Genomic DNA, 20,276 nt, shown 5'->3' with positions numbered 1-20,276 from the left:
GGAGCGGTCCGCAGCGAGATGGGCCGAAACGGGTTCATTATGAACGATATTCGCGAAATGGACGGCGCGATTCGTGCTGACAAGGAGCAACCTATGAGACACGTCGGGATCTTGGCGCACAGCATCGAAGGAGCGTCGCTGTGCTTGCGGACCCTCTCCCAGGAGGGCGCCCGCGAACTCGGACCGCACCAGCACGCAGATGTGACCCTGGACTGCATCGCCATGGGCCGCAGCATGCCGGCCTGGGAAGCCGGCGACCACAGTGCGATTCGAAAGACCTTGGCTACCAGCGTCGACCGCCTCGCCAAGGCCGGGGCAGAGTTCTTCGTCTGCCCCGACAACACCGCGCACATGGCATTGGAGTCCGCCAGCGACGACCTGGCCCTGCCGGGCCTGCACATCGCGGAAATCGTCGCGGAAAAGGCGGCTGCGGAAGGCTACCTGCGAGTTGGAGTGTTAGGTACCAAGTACACGATGACCGGCCCGATGTACCCGCGCGTCTTCGCGGCCAAAGGGATCGCCGCCGAGATCCCCGACTCCGACGAACGCCGCTCGATCGACGACATCATCTTCACCGAACTCTGCGAGGGAGTGTTCACCACTGCATCCCGGCAGCGCTACCTCGATATCATCAACCGGCTGCACGGTCTGGGCTGCGACGCCGTCGCTCTGGTCTGCACCGAGATCCCCCTGTTGATAACCCCGGACGTATCCCCTCTACCCACACTGGATTCCACTCGCCTGCTCGCCGGGGCCGCCCACCAGGTCGCCGCCGGGGCACGCCCGCTTCCAACCTGGCACGGCGCCCCCTCGACTGAGTCGCATGGTCATCGCCCGTACGCAGTGGTGTCGCTCCAGCCGACAGACGCTGGCTGTACGATTTCGTCCGACGAGCTCTCCACCACCAGAAACGAACCATCAGCGAACGTGCCCCCAGCTAGGGGCTCCCGCGGCCAATCCGTGCGAATCCCGCTCGGCTGTACATTGAGCGCGGAGTACACCGTCTTCGGTGTCAATCCCCGGCTCAACAACCAGTTCGAAGTAGACCCCATCACGAACTCCACGCTCTCCATCCGTCGATGAGCACGCTACTGTGACGCTCCGACACGCAGGACAGACAGCCGCGAGTGGGCCGAGCTCTTGGGAGAAGACCACTTCAACACCGTGGAATCGGCATGAGCAGACATTCGACTGTCTGACAAGCCCTAGCTGCGCATCGAAGACGATCCGTCGAGGAGCGGCGATGTTGTCGTCTCGAACCCGATCCTGGTATCCAGGCGGCGCTGGTACCCGGATGGGTGGCTATGCCTATGACGATGGGGACAGTAGACTAGCCATGGCTCCCGTTCAGGGGTCCGTTGGGGGAACGATGACCGCAGCATTCTTCGCCGCGTTGGCCGGCCTGGTCGGAGTCATGATCGGGCGTTTGTGGGACACACGATCCGAATCGACTCGCTGGCGTCGTGATCAGAAGACTGCTAGTTATCAGCGTGTCATCGAACAGTTCCAAGTCACCTATGAAGCGGTTCGTGTCGTTGCCCTGACCGGCGCTGATGCCGCGTCGTTCCAAGCCCTCGTCGAGCACACTCGTTCAGGCGGGTTCGCGGCGTGGGATAGCGCAGTCGCCGCCGTGTGGCTCCACGGGTCTACCGATGTTGTCGTCGCGGTTACCCAACTGGACGAAGCTCTCGGCGCCCTGTTCACCGCCGCGACCGACCGCCGAATCCAAGACCGCACCGAGTGGAATCAGGCGCGCGAGCCGGCCGGAGCCGCATTCGAACAATTCGTCAGCGCGGCACGCAGCGAACTAGACCTGCCGCCAGTGCCTGTACGAGTGTTTCACTCGACACAGATGACTCCTACAACCGCGCACCAACCCGCGGAGATCAACGAACAGCGAGGAGCCTCTTGATGACCGCCGCACTGCTGGCGGCGTCAGCTGCTGTGGTCGGCATTGTGATCGGCCGCTTCTGGGACCAGCGTGCCGAAACCACCCGCTGGCAACGGGATAAACGCGCCGACAGCTACCAGCAACTCACCGGCGCCTTCCGCACCAGCTACGACACCATTCAACAGATTGCGCTGGCCGACACACCGGATGATCACATCGCAACGGTCGATAACCACGTCTGGCACGAAGCGCTCTGTAGTGTCTGGATTTACGGCACTCCAGAGGCTGTGCTGGCCGCCGCCCGCCTCGACAGAATCCTTACCCAGACGTTTACCGCCGCGAAGAACCGTCAACATAGCGCAAGCGAATGGGCAGTGGCTCGTGTGCCTGCGCGTCACGGATTCGAGCAATTCCTCGCCACTATCCGCGCTGAGGTCTCCCGCCAGGCGATACCCTCCACGTTCTACGACAACATATCTTCGATCGAACCACGCTAATTATTCGGCGAGGCATCAAATTCCGTTAGTTCAGCCTGCCGACAGCCACGCGACCAGATGCGCCGGACAGGCATGGGGCTGGTTGATCACCGAGCCGGCCCGCTCCCGCCAATGTCGCCAGATCGCTAGCCCTTCTGGCCGACGCCGCCGAGGATGCAGTGGCGGACGTCGGACAGAGGGGTGAGGTGGGGGCCGTCGGGCCACCAGTCGTCGCAGCGGACGAGGCCGGGTTCGATCAGGGTGGTGGTGCCGAACATGGCCTGGATTTCGGTGCGGGTGCGGAAGCGGCCGCTGCCCATGGGGCTGTGGATGAACTTCTCTTCCATCTTCTTGGCCAGTTCGCTGTAGTCAGGGGTTTCGGGGTCGTGGAAGTGGGCGATGGCGACGAAGGAGCCTGCGGGGAGGGCGTCGATGTAGGTCTGCATCAGGGTGGGGGCGTCTTCACCGAGGTAGTGGTGCAGGGTGCCGATGTGAAACAGCCCGATCGGGCGGGTGAAGTCGAGTTCTGTCCGCACGGTCTCGTTGCCGAGGACATCGAGGGGCGCGAAGATGTCGGCCTCGGCGATGTGGGTGCGGCTGTTGCTCGCCAGTAGTGCTTTCGCGTGCGTCAGCACCGACGGGTCGTTGTCGACATAGACCACGTGCGATTCGGGATTCACCCGCTGCACCACCTGATGGGTGTTTTCCGCCGTGGGTAATCCCGAGCCGAGATCGAGGTATTGGTCGATCCCCATTCTGGCGAGGAAGCGGCACACGCGGATGAGGAAATCGCGGTTGGCCCAGGCCAGGTCGTTCACCTGCGGCGCGACGGTGCGGACCTGGGCCAGCACGGCGCGGTCGACCTCGTAGTTGTCCTTGCCGTTGAGGGCGGCGTCGTACACGCGAGCGATACTCGCTCGAGTCGTATCGACTCCGACGGGCACGGAGCTGGGGTATGCGGCAGAAGCGTGCGACATCGGATTCCTCCGTGATTTCGGACGGGTGCCTTTCCGAAATCAGCCTAGATGATCTATTCGCTTGGTAGGGAACGTATCTCGACGGTGCGGTAGCGGGGTCCTGGGCGTCGGCCTCCGAGGTGGCGGTCCCTGAGCTAGGTTTGCAGGCATGCACGAGCTCAGGGCCGGGGACATTTTCGCCGGTTATCGGATCGAGCGGGTGCTCGGGTCGGGTGGGATGGGCAGTGTGTACGCGGCCGGGCACCCCCGGTTGCCGCGCCTGGTCGCGCTGAAATTGCTGCATTCCTCGTTCGCGGCGGATCCCGTTTTCCGCGCGCGGTTCGAGAGGGAGGCGGAGCTGGCGGGGCGGCTCGACCACCCGAATATCGTCGCCGTGCACGACCAGGGCAGCGACGGCGGGCGATTGTGGATCGCGATGCAGTACGTGGCGGGGTCCGACGCGGAAACCGTGTTGCGGGCGGGGCCGGTGGCGCCGGAGCACGCGCTGCACATCGCGCGGTCGACGGCGGCGGCACTCGACTACGCGCACGCGGCGGGATTGCTGCACCGCGATGTGAAACCCGCGAATATCCTTCTACGCGAAGGTGTTCCGGGAACGCAGCAGGTGTTGCTCACGGACTTCGGGATCGCCAAGGCGGTCGACGAGGCCACCGCGCTCACCCAGACCGGCGCGGTGGTGGCGACCCTGCGTTACGCCGCACCCGAGCACCTCGACGGGCGGGCGGCCGGTCCACGCGCGGACCAGTATTCTCTCGCCTGCACGCTGTTCCACCTGCTGACCGGACAGCCGCCCTACACCGCGACTACGGCGGGCGCACTGATCGGCGCACACTTGATGCAGCCGGTGCCGAGGGTTACCGAACGGGCGCCGGGCCTGCCGCCTGCGATGGATTCCGTCTTCGCCAGGGCGCTGGCGAAGGATCCTGGACAGCGGTTCGCCACCTGTACCGAGATGGTCGACGCCGCACAAGCAGCACTCAGTCGTGGTGTCGCCCCGTCAACCGATCCGAGTGCACAAAAGCGTCCCTATTTCAGCGGTACACCACTCGACGAAAACTCCGCACCGCATCTCCCCACACCCTTCCGTGATACCGGCACCACCCCGTTTGTCGGCGCACAACACTCTCCCCTGCCGACCGGCTCGAGCGCGTCTCCCGGCACATCCAGGCGGGCGCTCGTCGGATGGTCCGCCGCCGCGTTCGCGGTGATCGCCGCCGTCGTCGCCGGAGTCCTCTGGTCGTCCCGCGACACCACCGGCACCACCACACCGCCCAGCACCACCACCGCCGCGCCGACGACAACCACGACGGACTCCTGGGCGGCAGGTCGCCCCATCATCGCCCTGTTCCCCGATCTGCTCCCGGCCGGTCCGGACAACACCGGGTATCGGGACCTGCGGTGCAGTTTCGCGACGAAGAATCCAGATGCCTTGTGGGACAACGGGTTCAACTGCACCGACCGGGAGAAACTGGAGGTGCAGGTACTCGCCTACCCCGACGCCGCGACGGCGGACCGGTATGTCGCCTCCCTGCCGAGCGGCGCGAACGAACAGGTGCGGTCGCGGTACGGCAGGCCGGTGACCGTGCGGAAGTTCAACGGGTCCGACGGGCCGTGGCTGCTGGTGCAGTTCGACGCCGCACCTCATTCGAGCGTGTTACTCCAGGTGTACTGGCCAGGGCACACCCATCAGGAGATGATCGACCAATGGCTCGCCACCGCACCACTGTGACCACACGCGTCGCCCTCGGCGCGCTCGCCACCCTCCTCACCGGCTGCGCGACCGTCTCCGGCACCGCGACTCCCGGCGAACTCGACGTGCGCGGCCTCGACGTGGGCAGCTACACGACCACGCCCGCCGATGTGGAGATCGGTCGCACTGCGGCGGACGGCCCGATCCTCGAAGGATTGCGGATGGGCGGCGCGGTGGTGTTTCCCCAGGATCTCGATCCGGCGCTCACCTACAACTGGGGCACCGACGTGCTCGACACCCCGCGCCGCGTGGTCGACACATCGGCCGCCTCGAACGTCAATCTGCCCACGCTGGAACGACATCGGATGATCGTCGCGTTCGATATCGCCCAGGGCAGCCGGGCTTTCGACAAGAACGTGCCCGCCATCGACACCGACGCGAAGGTGACCCGGGTGGTCCTGATGCGGTTCCCCGGGAATAGCACGGCCGCCGATGCCGCACGCGATCTGGCCGCGACCGATTTCGCGGTGAGCCCGGACAACCGGCCGGTGCCGATTCCGGGATACCCCGGCGCACACGCACATTGGCGGCCGGGCATCAAGACGATCGGCGCGCTCTTCGCGCACGGTGAGATCGTGGTCAGCCTGTTCCTGCAGCACCCGACCCCCGATGTCGACGCGCTGGCCCGCCGGGTGGCCCAGGTCCTCGACGCGCAGGTGCCGCTGCTCGATGAGTTCACCCCGACCGCGCCCGAACAGCTCGCCGATCTGCCCCGCGACCCCGACGACCTGTTGCGCCGCACCCTGATTCCCGGTCCGCCGAACCAGCGCATCGCCATCTCCTCACGCGAATACGCGGCGTGGGCCGGCCGCGCGAGCAGGCACTACCGGGCGAGCGAACCGGCCGAACTGGCCGCCGCATGGGATCGGAGCGGCGTCGACAGCGTCGCCCACTCCTACACCACCACCCTGTTCCGCTTCCGGGACCAGGCGGGCGCGGGCGCCTTCGGCACGACCTGGCGCGACACACTCAGCGACGCCGCGCGGGAGATCTCGGGGCCGGACGCGGTGCCCGGTGCGTATTGCGCCGAGCGCCGGGCGTCCGGCAGCGCGCCCGCGGTGACTCGCTGCTACGTGAGTTACCGGAATTACGGCGGGTTCGTGAGCGGGCCGGAAGCGGGAACCGTGCGCAAGCAGGCGGCAGCGCAGTACGCGCTGCTCGCCAACGCGCAGTAGCTCAGAGCTGGGCTTCGACCGACCGCACGACCTCGGGGTCGTCCGGGGTGGTGCGCGGACGGAACCGCGCGGCCACCGAGCCGTCGCGGGCGATGAGGAACTTCTCGAAGTTCCACTGCACGTCACCGGCCGTACCCTCGGCGTCGGGGGTCTCGGTGAGCACCTGGTACAGCGGGTGCCGGTCGTCGCCGTTCACCGAGGTCTTCGCCAGCAGCGGGAAGTCGACACCGTAGGTGACCGAGCAGAATTCCTGGATCTCCTCGGCGCTGCCGGGTTCCTGGCCCATGAACTGGTTGCACGGCACACCGATCACGGTGAAACCGCGCTCGCCGTAGCTCTTCTGCAGTTCGACCAGGCCGCTGTACTGCGGGGTCAGCCCGCATTTCGAGGCCACGTTCACCAGCAGCACGGCCTTGTCGCCGGCCAGTTCGCCCAGCGTGGTCGGCTCGCCGGCCAGGGTCTCTACCGCGATGTCCCGAATGTTCGCGCTCACGTGTGCACCACCAGATTCTTCTCGACGTGGGTTCGATCGCCACCGTACCGGAGCCGCGGGCCGAAATCCGTGTCCCGCTGGACGGGAATTCTGTAACACGTTCTTGTTTTGTTGGCCTCCACGCGGCACCATTTCGGTACACACCCACCACCGGAGGCAGCCGTGACCGACAACAGCCCGCGTACCGACACCGTCCGGCCGCTGCGCGAGAACACCGTCGACCAGTGGGATTTCGAGGTCGACGTGGTCGTCGCCGGCTACGGCATCGCGGGAGTGTGTGCCGCCATCGAAGCCGCGCGCGCGGGCGCGAAGGTCCTGATCCTGGAACGCACCGGCGGCTGGGGTGGGGCCGCCGCACTCGCGGGCGGCTTCGTCTACCTCGGCGGCGGGACGGCGCTGCAGCGTGCGCTCGGCTTCGACGACACCCCCGAGAACATGGCCACCTTCCTGACGGCCGCGCTCGGCCCCGGTGTCGATGCGGCCAAGATCGCCGACTACTGCGCGGGCAGTGTCGAACACTACGACTGGCTCGTGGACTGCGGTGTGCCGTTCAAAGAGGAGTTCTGGGGCGAGCCGGGCTGGGAGCCGCCGCACGACGAGGGCCTGATGTATTCCGGCGGCGAGAACGCGGCGCCGTTCCTCGACATCGCCAAACCCGCACCGCGAGGGCATGTTCCGCAGCTGGCGAACAAGAAGATCGGCGAACGCAGCGGCGGCTACATGCTGATGAAGCCACTGGCCGACACCGTCGCCGAGCTCGGTGTCGCCGTCGAATACGACACCCGCATCCGGCGGCTGGTCGTCGACGCCGACGACCGGGTGGTCGGCCTGGTCGCGACCCGGTTCGGCAAGCCGATCACGGTCCGGGCTGCCCGCGGCGTGGTCCTGGCGACCGGCAGTTTCGCCTACGACACCGAGATGATCGACCGCTACACCCCGCAGCTGAGCGGACGCCCCGGCGCAGCCATCGAAGAGCACGACGGCATCGGCATCCGGTTGGCGCAGGCACTCGGCGCCGAACTGGCCCACATGGACGCCAGCGAGGTCGCGATCTTCGGTGACCCGCAGATGATGGCGCGCGGCATCCTCGTCAACGGACGCGGACAGCGCTACATCGCCGAGGACACCTACCCCGGCCGGATCGGACAAGCCACCCTGCTGCGGCAGGAGAACCAGGCCTTCCTGATCCTCGACGAACGTTCCCTCGAGGAGGCGCTCGCCACCGAGAGTTCGACCCCGTTCTTCCGGTTCCCGCCCAAGTGGGTCGCCGAGACGGTCGCCGAGCTCGAGGCCGAGATGGGTCTGCCCGAGCAGGCCCTGCAGACGACGATCGCCACCTACAACCGGCACGCCGCCAACGGCAGCGATCCCCTGCTCGGCAAGAAGCCCGAGTGGGTGCGCCCGATCGAGGGCTCGCTGGCCGGGTTCGATCTGCGCGGTTTCACCGCCGGATTCACCCTCGGCGGGCTGCGCACCGACCTGGATTCGCGGGTGCTGCACGTGAGCGGCGAGCCGATTCCGGGGCTGTTCGCCGCCGGTAGGTGCACGTCAGGGCTGTGCGCGGGCGGTTATGTCAGCGGGGCATCGCTCGGTGACGGCAGTTTCTACGGTCGCCGCGCGGGTCGTGCCGCGGCGGCCGGGACCTACTGAGTCCCACCGCACGCCGACTGTCAGTACGCTGCTTGCAGCACCCGGCCCGACGCCGAGTCAGGCTGTGCTCGCGGTGTTTTCACGCGGGCCTCGGGTGTATCCGTGTTGGCTACGACAGATGCAGTGCAGGATCGGAGTTGGACAGTGCAAGCAGGTGGGACGTCCGCGGATTACGTGATCGTCGGCTCCGGGTCAGCGGGGGCGGTGCTCGCGAACAGGCTCAGCGCCGACGCGGGCACCACGGTCGTACTGTTGGAGGCGGGGCCCGCCGACGACGACAAGTTCGCCCATATTCCGGCGGCGTTCTCGAAACTGTTCCGCAGCGAACGGGATTGGGACTACTCCACCGAACCGCAGGCCGCGCTCGGTGACCGCCGGATCTACTGGCCGCGCGGCAAGACCTTCGGCGGCTCGTCGTCGATGAACGCGATGATGTGGGTGCGCGGTTTCCGCGCCGACTACGAGGAATGGGGGCTGCTGGCGGGCGAGAAGTGGAACTTCGCTTCGGCCGTCGAACAGTTCCGCAAGATCGAGAACGTGCAGGACGCGCAGTTCCCCGACGAGGGCGCGAAGGGGCCGCTGCACGTGCAGCGCCAGCGCAGCCCGCGTGCCTCCACCCACGCCTTCCTCGAGGCGGCCCGGCAGGCGGGGCACAAACTCGAGGCCGCGAATCGTCCGGCGCCCGAAGGTTTCACCCAGACGATGGTGACCCAGCGCGACGGCAGGCGCTGGAGCACCGCCGACGCCTACCTGCGGCCCGCGATGAAGCGCGCCAACCTCACCGTGCGGGCCGAGGCTCTGGCCACCCGAGTGCTGTTCGAGGGCACCAAGGCCACCGGGGTCGAGTTCCTGCACGAGGGGCAAACCCATGTGGTGACCGCCGCGAAGGAAGTCATCCTGTGCGGCGGCGCGGTGAACAGCCCACAGCTGCTGCAGCTTTCGGGCATCGGTGACCGTGAACAGCTCACCGAGCACGGCATCGATGTGGTCGCCCACTCCCCCGAGGTCGGCGCCAATCTGCAGGACCACCTGATCGCCGCGCTCGGCTACAGCGTGGAGTCCGATTCGCTGTACACCGCCGAGAAGCCGCTGGAACTGCTGAACTACGTGGTGCGGCACCGGGGCATGCTCACCTCCAATGTCGGCGAGGCGTACGGCTTCGTGCGCAGCGAACCCGAGCTCGAGCACCCCGATCTCGAGCTGATCTACGCGCCCGCGCCGTTCTACCACGAGGGTCTCGTGGAGGCGACCGAGCACGGTGTGGTCCTCGGGTCCATCCTGTTGCGGCCGCGCAGCCGTGGCCGGATCGGTCTGGCCTCGGCCGACCCGACGGCCAAGCCGGTGATCGATCCGCGCTACCTGTCCGACCCCGACGGCGCCGACCTGGCCGCGCTGACCGCCGGTCTGCGGGTGTGCGCCGGGCTCGCGGGCCAGCCGGCGCTCAAGAGCACGCTCGGGCCGCTGATCTACCCGCCGCAGGCACCCGACGATCTCGAGGCCACGATCGCGCTGACCATCGAGAAGTTCTCGCACACCCTGTACCACCCGGTCGGCACCTGCCGGATGGGCACCGACGCGGCCAGCGTCGTCGGCCCGGATCTGAAGGTGCGCGGAGTCGAGGGTCTGCGCGTGGCCGACGCCTCGGTGATGCCGTTGATCATCCGTGGGCACACCAACGCGCCGGCGATCTTCATCGGCGAACAGGCCGCCGACTTCATCCTGGCGAGCGCCTGAGACGACGGTGGTGGCGCGCCGGCACGGCACGCCACCACCGGTCTCACGCCACGGCCAGCGTCAGCGAGGCGCCCGCGAGCAGCAGATACGGCAGCGGGTAGGCCACGTGCGAGTAGCAGCGGGTGAGCACCACGGTGATCTCGGCGCCGATGAAGTACAGCACCAGCCCGGCCGCGGCGGCCACGGCCAGTGGCCGATAGGCCAGCCCCGCGAGCAGACCGATACCGCCCGCGGCCTTGATGACGGCCAGCGGTGGCAGCGCCCAGGTGGGCAGCCCGTACTCGCGCATGTTCTCGCGCACCCAGTCGGCGCGGAACACGTCGATTCCCGAGGCGAGCAGAGCGGCCAGCGCGGCGAGCACGGTGACGACGACGTAAGCGGTGTTCATGGATTCCTCCGTTTTCGGCGGACGAGCGCCTCTGCCACAGTGGAGACAGCAAGGCGACGACGGCGAAGTGCCGTCTTTCCCGGTGACGACCGGCGAACCCGAAAGGTGACCGATGCGCGCGGATTCGCTCGCGCTGATGTTCGAGCAGCGCCGTGACCGGCTGCGCCGCCTCGCGCACCGGATGCTCGGTGCCACCGCCGAGGCCGAGGACGTGGTGCAGGAGGCGTGGTTGCGCCTGGCCAGGACCGAGGCGGTGATCGCCGACCTGGACGGCTGGCTCACCACCGTCGTGTCCCGGCTGTGCCTCGATCTGTTGCGGGCCCGTGCGCGCCGCCCCGAGACCCACGCCGACGAAGTGGAACTCCCGACCACCGATGCCGGTCCGGAAGCCGAAGCGCTACAAACGGATTCGGTGGAGCGTGCGGTACTGGTTGTGCTCGACGCGCTGGGTCCGGAGGAACGGGTGGCGTTCGTGTTGCACGACCTGTTCGCGGTCCCGTTCGCCGAGATCGCGCCGATACTCGGGCGCACCCCCGCGACGACCAAGAAGCTCGCCAGCCGGGCCCGGCACCGGGTCAACGCACCGGCCGCGATGAGCACGGCCGATCTCGTCGAGCAGCGCGCGGCCGTTGCCGCGTTCCTGCGGGCCGCGCGCGGCGGTGACCTCGTCGCGCTGCTCGAGATTCTCGCGCCCGATGTGGTCCGCACCGCCGATCCGGCGGCGCTCACACCGGGGATGGCCGCGGTGGTCCGCGGCGCCCGTGCGGTGGCCGAGGGCGCGGTCGCGCTGCGGCAACGCTCGCGCGAGGCGGTCCTGGTTCTCGTCGACGGCAGGCCCGGCCTGGTGCTGGCACGGGCGGGCAGGCCGGTCTTCGTGCTGACCTTCCAGGTGTGCGAGGGCCGAATCGCGGCCTACGACGTGTCCGCGACTCCGGAGCGGTTCACGCTGTCGCTGCTGGCCTCATGATTTCGGCAGTCGATGCACGCTTGCCGTCAGTGCGAAGTCCCGGATTTCCGCTGGTCAGAAGGCCGGAACCCGCTCGAACCCCAGTGGCGGTGTCGGCATCGGACCCGAACGCAGGTCGTGCCGGAAGTCGGGAAGCAGCGGCAGCATGTCGACATTGCGTGCCGCGTAGCAGCGCACCATCGGCAGCGAGCGCGAGACCTCGGCGCGCTCGACGGGTTCGGCGTCGATGAACGCCATGCCCTCGAGCCCGAGCCCAAGGGTGCCCGCGATCCGCACGATCGCGGCCGATTTGCGTCCCCAGCCGATCTCGACCGCCGAGAACATGTCGTGGAGCCCGTGCCGATACAGCGTGCGCATGGTGCGTGCGCGGTCGCCGCGGGCCGCGACGGCATGCAGCACGCCGCGGTCGCTCAGCATCGTCAACGTGCGCAACGCCGGTGGGCGTGGCGCGGCGCTGGTCCCGTCGTGGACCACACCGTCCCACAGGGTTTCGTCCAGTTCCCAGACCAGACAACGGACGGCAGGTCGCATGGTGGTGCCCCTATCGGTTCGTTCCGGCGCGCTGAACTCTACAACCTGTGATGCCACCGGGACCACCCTTGTGACGGCCCACCAACATCGGGTGGTGGACACGCGAACGTCACCCAGAACCCGGCGTTTCATTCCGGATCGGGCCTGCCTTGGCTAGGGTGAACAGGCTGGACAGCGGGGGGACAGCCGAAATCAGGCGAAGGGAACTTCAGATGTCCGTACACAATCCACCACGACAATCGCTCACGATCTCGGGGCGGCCGATGTCGTCTCCCCTCAAAGACGTCCGGGCGTTGTCACGGCAGATGGTAGGACATTTCGTCGAAAACGTCGCCCCGTGCGGCACGCTGCCGGGCGACGCGATCACCGGCGACGTCACGACCATCACCCGCATCTGCCTGGAATTCGCGGTCAGCATGCTCGACGGCCGCGATATACCGAGCACCTTGCAGCGACTGCAGGACGCCGCCAGCGGCTGGGCCCGCGAGGGCGTGCCGATCGACACCATCCACCACTCCATCGCCGAGGGCTTCAAGATGGGCCTGGACCTGGTGGTCTCGAGCGCGTCGGTGAAGGACTACGACAACCTCGTCGACGGCGTGAAGATGGTGATGGAAATGCTCGACACCATCACCTGCCAGGTCTCGCTGGCCTATGTGCGCGAATTGCGCGGTGTGGTCAGCGAGCATCACACGGCGGTGCACACCCTCACCTCCGCGCTGCTCGGCGGGCACAGCACCTCCACCATGGCCCGCGAATGCGGCATCGCCATCGCCGAGCAGTACGCCGTGCTCGCGCTGTCCATTCCGCCACACCGCGAAGAGGCGAACCCGGCCCTCGATCAGAAGGTGGTGGCCCGGCGCAAGCTGCGCCGCGTGCAGGCCGAACTGGCCAAGCGCTGCGGTGATACCGCGCTGTCGTTGCTCAGTGTCGACGGCGGCACCGTGCTCATCCCCGCCGACACCTTCGACCGCGACGGCCTCACCGCTCTGGTCGCCCAGCTCTCTCAGGCCGCACAAGTCGGCATCACGGCCGCGCTGGTCGAGACGAGCACCACCGGCATTCCCGATGCCGCCGATCAGGCCCACGAACTGCTCGACATGGTCCAGCGCCTCGAGGTCACCTCGGGTCTGTACCGCTTCGACGAACTCGCGCTCGAATACCAGCTCACCCGGCCGGGGCCGGGTCGCGAATTCCTCGGCTCGCTGCTCGACCCGCTCGACCAGTTCCCCGAACTGCTGGAAACCCTGCAGCGCCATATCGCCAACAACCTCAACCGGCAGCGCACCGCGCGGGTGTTGCACGTGCACACCAACACCGTCGACTACCGGCTCAAGCGCATCGGTCAGCTCACCGGTTTCGACCCCACCCAGCCGTCGGGACTGTGGTACCTGCGTTCGGCGCTGGTCGCGCGCAGCTACCGCACCACCGTCTGATCCACGAAAAAGGCGCTGCCCGGGGATGATTCCCCGGGCAGCGCCCGTTTCACCAGGGGTCAGAGGCTGCCGCCACCGCCGACCAGCCAGGGGTTGAAGGTGCACACGATCTGATGACCGGGATCGATGGCGTTGAGCGCGATCGACAGGGCGCGCGGCGAGTACATCATCGTGAGATGGTCGGACACGTCCTGCTCACAGCCTTCCTGCAGGGTGATGTTGCGGACGGTGGCGCCCGGGCCCTGCTTCAGGAAGGTCAGATCGTAGGGGTTGGTGACCTCGTCGTACCGGGTGCCGACGATGGTGTAGTCGATGCCGGGGACGGTGTCGCCGTTGGCGTTGAGCTGGTTGACGAAGTCCGAACCGATGGTCTGCTGGATACCGGCGTGCCCGACGAAGATCTCGATGAAGCCGAGGATGTCGATACCCAGGTTGTTGATCATGCGGCCCAGGGCGCCGATGCCGTCGAGGCTGGTGCCGTGGTGGGTGGCACCGTAGGTGATCAGGTTCTTCACCTTGTCGGCACCGCCGTCGAACTTGGTGTACCAGTTCGACATCGAACCACCCTGCGAGTGGGCGACGATGTCGACTTCGTCGGCACCGGTGGCCGCGAGGACCCGGTCGACGAACAGGGCCAGCTGATCGGCCGAGTCCTGGATGTAGCCGGTGCCCATCACGCCGGGCAGCACCGAACCGAGACCGCCACCTTCGATCAGGTTGGAGCGACCGTAGTTGAAGGTGAAGGTGCACAGCCCGGCGTTCTTGAACTCCGGGCCCATGAACGCGTAACCGTTGTAGGCGTTCATCCAGGTGCCGTGCACCATGACCAGCGGGCGGTCGCCGTCGGCGGGCTTGCAGTTCCAGTCGTTGGCGCCGGGAGGCGCCGCGTCACCGTTGCCCAGGCCGTAGGCGAAGGCCGCGAGGAACGAGGTCTGGGCCGGGCCGACGCCGACGGTGTCGCTGGAGTAGCCGCCCGAGGAACCCGAGCTGGAGCCCGAGCCGCCATAGCAGTCGCCGGAGCCGTTGCCCGAGCCGGTGCCGCTACCGGAGTTGCAGGCCGAGCCGCTGGGGCCGGCCACCGAGCGGCCCGCGGCGATGATCTCGGCGAGAGCCTGTTCGGTCGGCGCGTCGTTGGGGGCCGCGCCTGCCCCTGGGCCGGTGAGCGCCACGGCGAGCGCGCTGACGCCGGTGAGCATCGCTGTCTGCAGCGTGCGTCGGCGACTGGGAGATTTCATCGTTGGCGTATCTTCCTGTGCGATTCGATAATTCGTGTCCCCTTTTTCGATCGGGAATACGAATGGCTTGTCGAAACCGCACCGAACATAAGCCCGGGAATTCACGGCATTTCGTTTCTCCGTGGTGTTCTGGGTAGTTCACCACCTGTCCACGACGGGCCCCATGACGGCACACAGGAACTTTTCCCCACGACGATCCCGCAGGTCGGGACGCCAAACTGGCGAAATAGTGATACTTCCCAGAACATTCGGCCGTTCACACTGACCGAGCACTGAAACACCGACATTTCGGCCGGAAAAAGGGCCTCAGCATTCGTTGTGCGCGGGAATCCCCCGTAGCCGCTCGTCGAGCCACAGCATCGCCTCCGGATATCCCGTCACCGCACCGACGATGTGCTCGCCCAGCACCCCGCGATACACCGCCGTGGCGCCCAGTTCGCACTGTTCCTGATAGAGATTGCGCGCACCCTCGGCCGGGATCCAGAACTCCTGCTCCCCGTTGTAGACGTAGAGCGGTGTGGCCGAACGCATTCCCTCCATCCGGGTGACCTCGTAGATCCGGGCGGCCAGGTCCGAGTGCAGTGGGTCGGCGATATTGGCGCCGACATCGATGGGCAGGTGCAGGATTCCGGGTAGCGCGAAGATGCTCACGCACTGGTCCTTCATCGCCGAGGTCGCCACCCAGCGGCCGAGATTGTTCATGGCGGCCAGGATTTCGGGCCGCTCGCGCCCGACCGCGAGGGTCGCGGCCATGAAGATGCCCGAAGCCAGATTGGCGTTCATGCTGCGGGCGAGGATCTCGAAGTCGGCGGGCACGCCGCCGAGGGCGGCACCGACGATCACCTCGGCCAATTCCGGTGCGTAGGAGCCGATCAGCTTCGCCGCGCCGTGCGTGGCGATGGCACCGCCGGAGTATCCCGTCATCGCGAACGGGCTGGCACCGTAGGTGTGCGGCTCGACATTCCTGGTGGCCCGGATCGCGTCCAGCACTGCGTGTCCGGCGACATACGGTTCGGCGTAAGCCATTCGGGGGCCCTGATGGTCGGGGATCAGCACCGCGTATCCGCGGAGCACCGCCAGCTGGGTGGTCGGTGGCAGGAACTCGGTGGCGCTCGATTTCGGCGAAAGCCCGTGTGTGAACGTGTAACCGGGCGTGCAGGACAGGCCGAGCGCGTCGATGGGCAGGTTGTTCACCAACACCGGGCGGTCGCCGGGACCGGTCCACTCGGTGGCGGGCACGATCAGCGTCGCGGTCGCGAACGACGGGGCACCGTGGGCGTCGGAGGTGCGGAACTTGAGCAGATGCGCGGACCGCACGGGAAGCAGGGTCAGCGGGCCCGCGACGGCGGTGATGTCGCGCACCTCGACGAGGTCACCCGGCGCCAGCTCGGCCAGGCCGTCGGGCCAGTAATCGAAGGTGGGATCGCCCACGGGAGAGGGCATTACGGCCGCCCGCAAGGCGGCGAGCTCGGCGTCGGGGTCGGTGTCCGCACCGGACGGGATCGGCGAAGGCAGCACCTGATCGATCCAGCGTTGCAGATCGGGCAGGATTCCCGGCGCGGCCGGGGGCAGAGGTTCGGCGGTTGCGGTGCCGCCGGCGAGCGGACACAACAGCAGTAGCGAACAGAGCAGGACACGCACAGATCTCATGGCACTCACACGCCTTCGGGTGGCACATCGGACTCGTGACCTGACACCCGGCGATGCGGTACTCGTAGCCGCGGCGAAACCTCCCCTGCGCGCCGTCGTCAGTGTTCTCACGGTACGTCCCACCGCATCGGCGCACGGCCGTCGTTCCCGACTCGTGCACGCCCCGCGTCCGGATCGCAACAACCGCGCGTACTCGATACTTCGGAGAAAGTACCGGCTCCGGACCAGGCGGTTTGTGAATTCTCCAGCCGCGTCCGGAACATGTTCTCCTTCATGGTCGAGCGCCCTACCGTCGAGTAGCAAGGCGCCCACCAGCGCCGGGGCAGAAGGAGCACGCCATGATTCCCATCGACGCGAACATTGCCGCCGCCGGTCACCCCCTCGACCACACCGACATACCGACGCGGCGGATCACCGTCTACTTCGACGGGCCGACTCCGCAGGACGCGATGGTCCTCGAATACGCCGCAACCCAGTCCGAGGCTTGGGAATTCACCACCGCCGCCGTGCACGCGGGTCTGCTGGTGACGGTCGACGGACGAGTGGAACCCGGCCTGCGCCGGCTGCCGTGCCGTTCGCTGTGGCACTGAACCCTGGACCGTCGCACTAGGCTGGTGCGGCGGTCGTGTCCCGATCGCAGGGACACAGGAGGCGCGCGTGACACGGTGGCGGTACCCGGTCGCCGTGGCCGTCGCGGCACTGGCCGTGGCCGGTTGCGGTTCGCAGGAAGCCGAGCAGGCCGCGCCGACCACCGTCGCACCGACCACGACCGCCCAGCGCACCGCCGTCACCCTCGCACCGCCGACCACCACCGTCGACCCGTACGCCGGACTGCCGCTCATCGACGAGGTCCGCTGGACGAGCAATGTCGACGGCCCCCGCCTGCTCGTGTTCCCCACCGTGGCGGGTCGCAAGACCGCCGCACCCGGCACCGACGAGACGGCCTGGCAGGAAGTGCTCGCCCTCGACTCCTCCGCCGACTCGCCGGGAATGCGTGACCAGTTCCTGTGCCACTGGGTGTGGGCGAGGATGGTTGCGCCGGACAAGACGAGCTGGAACCTCGAACCGTGGCGACCGGCCGTCGGCTACTCGGCCACGGTCTCGGCGAACTGCAATCCCGGCGGCCCGGAACGCTGAGGTCCGCGCCGCGCGGCGAAAGGAGCACAGGTTATGCGCGTTGTCATCGCAGGCGGACACGGCAAGATCGCCCTGCTACTGGCCGGGCTACTCACCAGGGACGGCCATCAGGTGCACGCCCTCATCCGCGATCCCGCCCAGGCCGCCGACATCACCGCGACCGGCGGCGTCCCCGTGATCCACGATATGGAACGTGACGACCCGGCCGATCTCGTCGGCGCCGTCGCCGGGTCGGATGCGGTGGTGTTCGCCGCGGGCGCGGGGCCGGGCAGCGGCGTGGACCGCAAGTACACCGTCGACCTGGGCGGCTCGGTCCAGCTGGCCGACGCGGCAGACCGGGCCGGGGTGCGCCGGTTCGTGCAGATCTCGACGATGGGTGCCGGTCAGCCGCCCGCGCCGGGGACCGACGAGGTGTGGGCCGCCTATATCGATGCCAAGACCAAGGCCGAGGACGATCTGCGGGCCCGCGCGCTGGACTGGACCGTCGTGCGACCGGGCATGCTCACCGACGCCGAGGGCAACGGTCTGATCACGCTGGGACCACCGCCGGTCGGGCGCGCCGAGGTGCCGCGTGCCGATGTGGCCGCGACGCTCGCGTCGATCTTGGTCGCCGACAACACTTTTCGGCGCACCCTCGAGGTGGTTTCGGGGCAGGATCCGATCGAGGCGGCCGTCGCCGCGATTCATTAGCCGAAAATTAACCAGGTCAAGACTTTTCGGGCCGATGGGCGTGCAGGCCGGGTGCTGGGCACCGGCTGCCGCCCACCGGTACGCCGCCGAAGCGCCGGTCACGCCGCTGTTCGGCGCGGACGGTGTGCGAATCCGGTGGCGCCGAGCTGGATTCGCCGCCCAGAAGCCGGGGTGAGCACCGAATCGAGACCTAATCGATCGTGCAGATGTGCTTGCATCTGAAAGTGTCTCCGTCCTAAACTCAGGGCCGCAACACAATTCAGGGGATAGTCAGGGGAGGCCGCGAGCGGCACACCTGGGGCTATAGTTGCCTCGGGTTTGCCACTGCCTAGACACAGGGGCGTTCACATGAACCACACCACCGGCCGTTTCGGCCTCGCTGATCGCGCAGCGATCACCCACCCCTCGAGGGAAACCGCGGTCGCTTTCGTCATCGACGCCGTCGAATCCACCGGCGCCGCGACCCGCAACGATTTCGACATCGAGCGCATCGTCACCACGGCCCACGAACTGGCCGACGACTGGGACCTGCAGGTGCTGACCCCGGACACGTTCTGGCGTATCGCATCCGGCTGCATCCGCTACTGAGTCGGCCGGTCGCCGCTTCCGGCGAACGGAAGCGGCGCTGCGGCCCGCCTGGCGTACTCAGGCCCGCTCGGCGTACTCCCGCAGGATCTCGCGCGAGCGGTCCGGGTGCGCGGCCTGCACGCTGAGCTGGTCCATCACCGACAGGTACAGCGCGAGATCCTGCCTGCGCTCCAGGTAGAGGGCGCTGGTGAGTTGCTCCAGGTACACGATGTCGGGCAGCTCCGGCTCGGCGAAGCGAAGAATGCTGAACGAACTGCCCGCCGCCGCGTGCCCGCCCGCCGAGTACGGCAGCACCTGCACGGTGACGTTCGGCAGCAAAGACAGTTCGATCAGATGACGCAACTGATTCCGGTGCACCTCGCGCCCACCCACCGGCCGGTGTAGCACGGCCTCGTCGATCACCGCCCACACCACCGGCGGGTCGACCCGCCGCAGCACGTCCTGGCGCAGCTGACGAACCTGCACGCGCCGCTCGGTCTCGGCATCGTCGAGGCCGACGGTGACGATCGCCCGGGTGTACTCCGGGGTCTGCAGCAGGCCGGGTACCAATTGGGTCTCATAGGTGCGGATTTGGCTCGCGGCCTGTTCGAGCCCCAGGTAGGTACTGAACCATGACGGCAGCAGATCGCTGTAGCGGTGCCACCAGCCCGGCTCGTTGGCCTGCCTGGCCAGATCGAAGAACGCCTCACGATCTACGGGGTCGGTGACTCCGTAGAGCGTGAGCAGATCGCGGATATCGCGTTCCTTGAATCCGGTGCGGCCCAGCTCGAGTCGGCTGATCTTGGCGTGGGAGCCGCGGATCGCCTCCCCCGCGGCCTCGCGGGTGATGCCCTTACTCTCCCGCAACCTACGCAGTTGCCCACCGAGCGCGATGCGCAGCACAGTGGGACCACGGTCGACGATCGGTTGTACACGACCGATCTCGTGGGGTTCAGCCGTCATGACTCGCGATCTTACCGATCAGCAGGTCAAGTCGTCGAACTCTCCGGCCTTGGCGCCGCGGATGAATGCATCGATCTCCGGGCGTGTGTAGTAGATGACCGCGCCACGCGGGTCGCGCGAGTTGCGCACAGCTACCGACCCGTCGGACACGGCGGCAACCTCTACGCAATTGCCGCTGGCGTTGCTGTACGTGCTCTTGCGCCAGGCGTGGTCGGCGGGCCGTTCGCGCTGATCATGGTGCATTGCGGACATGCATTACTCCCTGTTCTCGTGTGATGTCCATCGGAGTGAAAGTTGCAGATGCACGCACAAACGTTCTTGCATCCGCTTCGCGCGATGCGGACATTAACACGCAGCCTGCGGTTGCGCACCGGTCGGTACTTACTCGCGCTCAGGGGACGGGTGGCGTTCGCAAAGTGACGTCCAGTCCCCTGAATTCGCAAGGGCCACAGAGCCATCGGCCGCCGCAACGCCCCGAATGAGATCTCCGATGTGCTTGCATCTGCAATCACCGCGCCCATAGACTCGGGGCAAGATCAACCCCGGGGCCCGCTCGTCAAGAGCTG

Annotated in this window: 21 protein-coding genes; 13 read left to right on the top strand and 8 right to left on the bottom strand. The window is 67.4% G+C overall.

Features of this window, described 5'->3' with window-relative positions:
* The first annotated feature begins 39 nt into the window (after positions 1 to 39).
* The 3 genes from LDL21_RS09920 (at position 40) to LDL21_RS09910 (ending at position 2,388) form a co-directional block, all read left to right on the top strand.
* Entirely contained in the window at positions 40 to 1,083 is a 1,044-nt protein-coding gene (locus tag LDL21_RS09920) for an aspartate/glutamate racemase family protein (RefSeq protein ID WP_225279740.1), read from the top strand.
* Positions 1,084 to 1,369: 286 nt separating this feature from the next.
* Entirely contained in the window at positions 1,370 to 1,912 is a 543-nt protein-coding gene (locus LDL21_RS09915; RefSeq protein WP_225279739.1) for a hypothetical protein, read from the top strand.
* The gene (locus LDL21_RS09910) at positions 1,912 to 2,388 is read left to right on the top strand and encodes a hypothetical protein (RefSeq protein WP_225279738.1); all 477 of its coding nucleotides are present in this window, start codon (positions 1,912 to 1,914) and stop codon (positions 2,386 to 2,388) included. The genes LDL21_RS09915 and LDL21_RS09910 overlap by 1 nt, the downstream gene beginning before the upstream one ends.
* 125 nt (positions 2,389 to 2,513) lie before the next feature.
* Here the strand turns inward: LDL21_RS09910 and LDL21_RS09905 are convergent, their stop codons facing one another.
* A complete protein-coding gene (locus LDL21_RS09905) occupies positions 2,514 to 3,344 on the bottom strand; it encodes an SAM-dependent methyltransferase (RefSeq protein ID WP_225279737.1) in 831 nt (276 codons plus the stop codon).
* 148 nt (positions 3,345 to 3,492) lie between these two features.
* Here LDL21_RS09905 and LDL21_RS09900 point away from each other — a divergent pair, with 148 nt between their 5' ends.
* Both LDL21_RS09900 and LDL21_RS09895 read left to right on the top strand, forming a co-directional pair.
* The gene (locus LDL21_RS09900; protein ID WP_225279736.1) at positions 3,493 to 5,073 is read left to right on the top strand and encodes a serine/threonine-protein kinase; all 1,581 of its coding nucleotides are present in this window, start codon (positions 3,493 to 3,495) and stop codon (positions 5,071 to 5,073) included.
* Positions 5,070 to 6,269, top strand: coding sequence for a DUF7373 family lipoprotein (locus LDL21_RS09895; protein ID WP_225279735.1), 1,200 nt, complete (start codon positions 5,070 to 5,072; stop codon positions 6,267 to 6,269). The genes LDL21_RS09900 and LDL21_RS09895 overlap by 4 nt, the downstream gene beginning before the upstream one ends.
* Before the next feature lies 1 nt (position 6,270).
* Here the strand turns inward: LDL21_RS09895 and LDL21_RS09890 are convergent, their stop codons facing one another.
* On the bottom strand, positions 6,271 to 6,762 hold the full coding sequence (locus LDL21_RS09890; protein WP_225279734.1) for a glutathione peroxidase: 492 nt from the start codon (positions 6,760 to 6,762) through the stop codon (positions 6,271 to 6,273).
* Between the two features lie 162 nt (positions 6,763 to 6,924).
* Here LDL21_RS09890 and LDL21_RS09885 point away from each other — a divergent pair, with 162 nt between their 5' ends.
* Together LDL21_RS09885 and LDL21_RS09880 are read left to right on the top strand one after the other, a co-directional pair.
* Positions 6,925 to 8,412, top strand: coding sequence for an FAD-dependent oxidoreductase (locus LDL21_RS09885; protein WP_225279733.1), 1,488 nt, complete (start codon positions 6,925 to 6,927; stop codon positions 8,410 to 8,412).
* 144 nt (positions 8,413 to 8,556) lie between these two features.
* Positions 8,557 to 10,146, top strand: coding sequence for a GMC family oxidoreductase (locus LDL21_RS09880; RefSeq protein WP_225279732.1), 1,590 nt, complete (start codon positions 8,557 to 8,559; stop codon positions 10,144 to 10,146).
* 43 nt (positions 10,147 to 10,189) lie between these two features.
* On the opposite strand, the gene LDL21_RS09875 is transcribed toward LDL21_RS09880, so the two are convergent.
* Positions 10,190 to 10,534 carry a DoxX family protein gene (locus LDL21_RS09875; protein WP_225279731.1) on the bottom strand — a complete coding sequence of 115 codons (345 nt, stop codon included), beginning with the start codon at positions 10,532 to 10,534 and terminating at the stop codon, positions 10,190 to 10,192.
* Positions 10,535 to 10,646: 112 nt separating this feature from the next.
* On the opposite strand from LDL21_RS09875, the gene LDL21_RS09870 reads away from it, so the two are divergent.
* Complete coding sequence (locus LDL21_RS09870; RefSeq protein WP_225279730.1) at positions 10,647 to 11,501, top strand: sigma-70 family RNA polymerase sigma factor; 855 nt, start codon at positions 10,647 to 10,649, stop codon at positions 11,499 to 11,501.
* 54 nt (positions 11,502 to 11,555) lie between these two features.
* On the opposite strand, the gene LDL21_RS09865 is transcribed toward LDL21_RS09870, so the two are convergent.
* Positions 11,556 to 12,032 carry an HAD-IIIC family phosphatase gene (locus LDL21_RS09865; RefSeq protein WP_181697062.1) on the bottom strand — a complete coding sequence of 159 codons (477 nt, stop codon included), beginning with the start codon at positions 12,030 to 12,032 and terminating at the stop codon, positions 11,556 to 11,558.
* Between the two features lie 263 nt (positions 12,033 to 12,295).
* On the opposite strand from LDL21_RS09865, the gene LDL21_RS09860 reads away from it, so the two are divergent.
* The gene (locus LDL21_RS09860; protein ID WP_372462160.1) at positions 12,296 to 13,468 is read left to right on the top strand and encodes a PucR family transcriptional regulator; all 1,173 of its coding nucleotides are present in this window, start codon (positions 12,296 to 12,298) and stop codon (positions 13,466 to 13,468) included.
* Between the two features lie 59 nt (positions 13,469 to 13,527).
* Here the strand turns inward: LDL21_RS09860 and LDL21_RS09855 are convergent, their stop codons facing one another.
* Positions 13,528 to 14,703, bottom strand: a complete 1,176-nt coding sequence (locus tag LDL21_RS09855) for an esterase/lipase family protein (protein WP_225279729.1) — start codon at positions 14,701 to 14,703, stop codon at positions 13,528 to 13,530.
* A gap of 306 nt (positions 14,704 to 15,009) precedes the next feature.
* Positions 15,010 to 16,353, bottom strand: a complete 1,344-nt coding sequence (locus LDL21_RS09850) for a lipase family protein (RefSeq protein WP_225279728.1) — start codon at positions 16,351 to 16,353, stop codon at positions 15,010 to 15,012.
* 338 nt (positions 16,354 to 16,691) lie between these two features.
* Here LDL21_RS09850 and LDL21_RS09845 point away from each other — a divergent pair, with 338 nt between their 5' ends.
* The 4 genes from LDL21_RS09845 (at position 16,692) to LDL21_RS09830 (ending at position 18,768) form a co-directional block, all read left to right on the top strand.
* A complete protein-coding gene (locus LDL21_RS09845; RefSeq protein ID WP_067638753.1) occupies positions 16,692 to 16,943 on the top strand; it encodes a hypothetical protein in 252 nt (83 codons plus the stop codon).
* Between the two features lie 67 nt (positions 16,944 to 17,010).
* Entirely contained in the window at positions 17,011 to 17,490 is a 480-nt protein-coding gene (locus LDL21_RS09840) for a DUF2599 domain-containing protein (RefSeq protein ID WP_225279727.1), read from the top strand.
* Positions 17,491 to 17,523: 33 nt separating this feature from the next.
* Positions 17,524 to 18,180 (top strand): SDR family oxidoreductase, encoded by a 657-nt coding sequence (locus LDL21_RS09835; RefSeq protein ID WP_225279726.1) that lies wholly within the window; start codon positions 17,524 to 17,526, stop codon positions 18,178 to 18,180.
* A gap of 348 nt (positions 18,181 to 18,528) precedes the next feature.
* On the top strand, positions 18,529 to 18,768 hold the full coding sequence (locus LDL21_RS09830; RefSeq protein WP_067638759.1) for a hypothetical protein: 240 nt from the start codon (positions 18,529 to 18,531) through the stop codon (positions 18,766 to 18,768).
* A 57-nt stretch (positions 18,769 to 18,825) separates the two neighbouring features.
* On the opposite strand, the gene LDL21_RS09825 is transcribed toward LDL21_RS09830, so the two are convergent.
* Positions 18,826 to 19,710, bottom strand: coding sequence for a Sco1979 family transcriptional regulator (locus tag LDL21_RS09825; RefSeq protein ID WP_181697057.1), 885 nt, complete (start codon positions 19,708 to 19,710; stop codon positions 18,826 to 18,828).
* Between the two features lie 18 nt (positions 19,711 to 19,728).
* Positions 19,729 to 19,962: a DUF397 domain-containing protein gene (locus LDL21_RS09820; protein WP_370465698.1), complete on the bottom strand. Its 234-nt coding sequence runs from the start codon at positions 19,960 to 19,962 to the stop codon at positions 19,729 to 19,731.
* Between the last annotated feature and the right edge of the window lie 314 nt (positions 19,963 to 20,276).

Source organism: Nocardia rosealba (genome assembly GCF_020216065.1).
Lineage (GTDB): Bacteria > Actinomycetota > Actinomycetes > Mycobacteriales > Mycobacteriaceae > Nocardia > Nocardia rosealba.
This window is presented reverse-complemented; position numbering and strand designations above follow the sequence as displayed.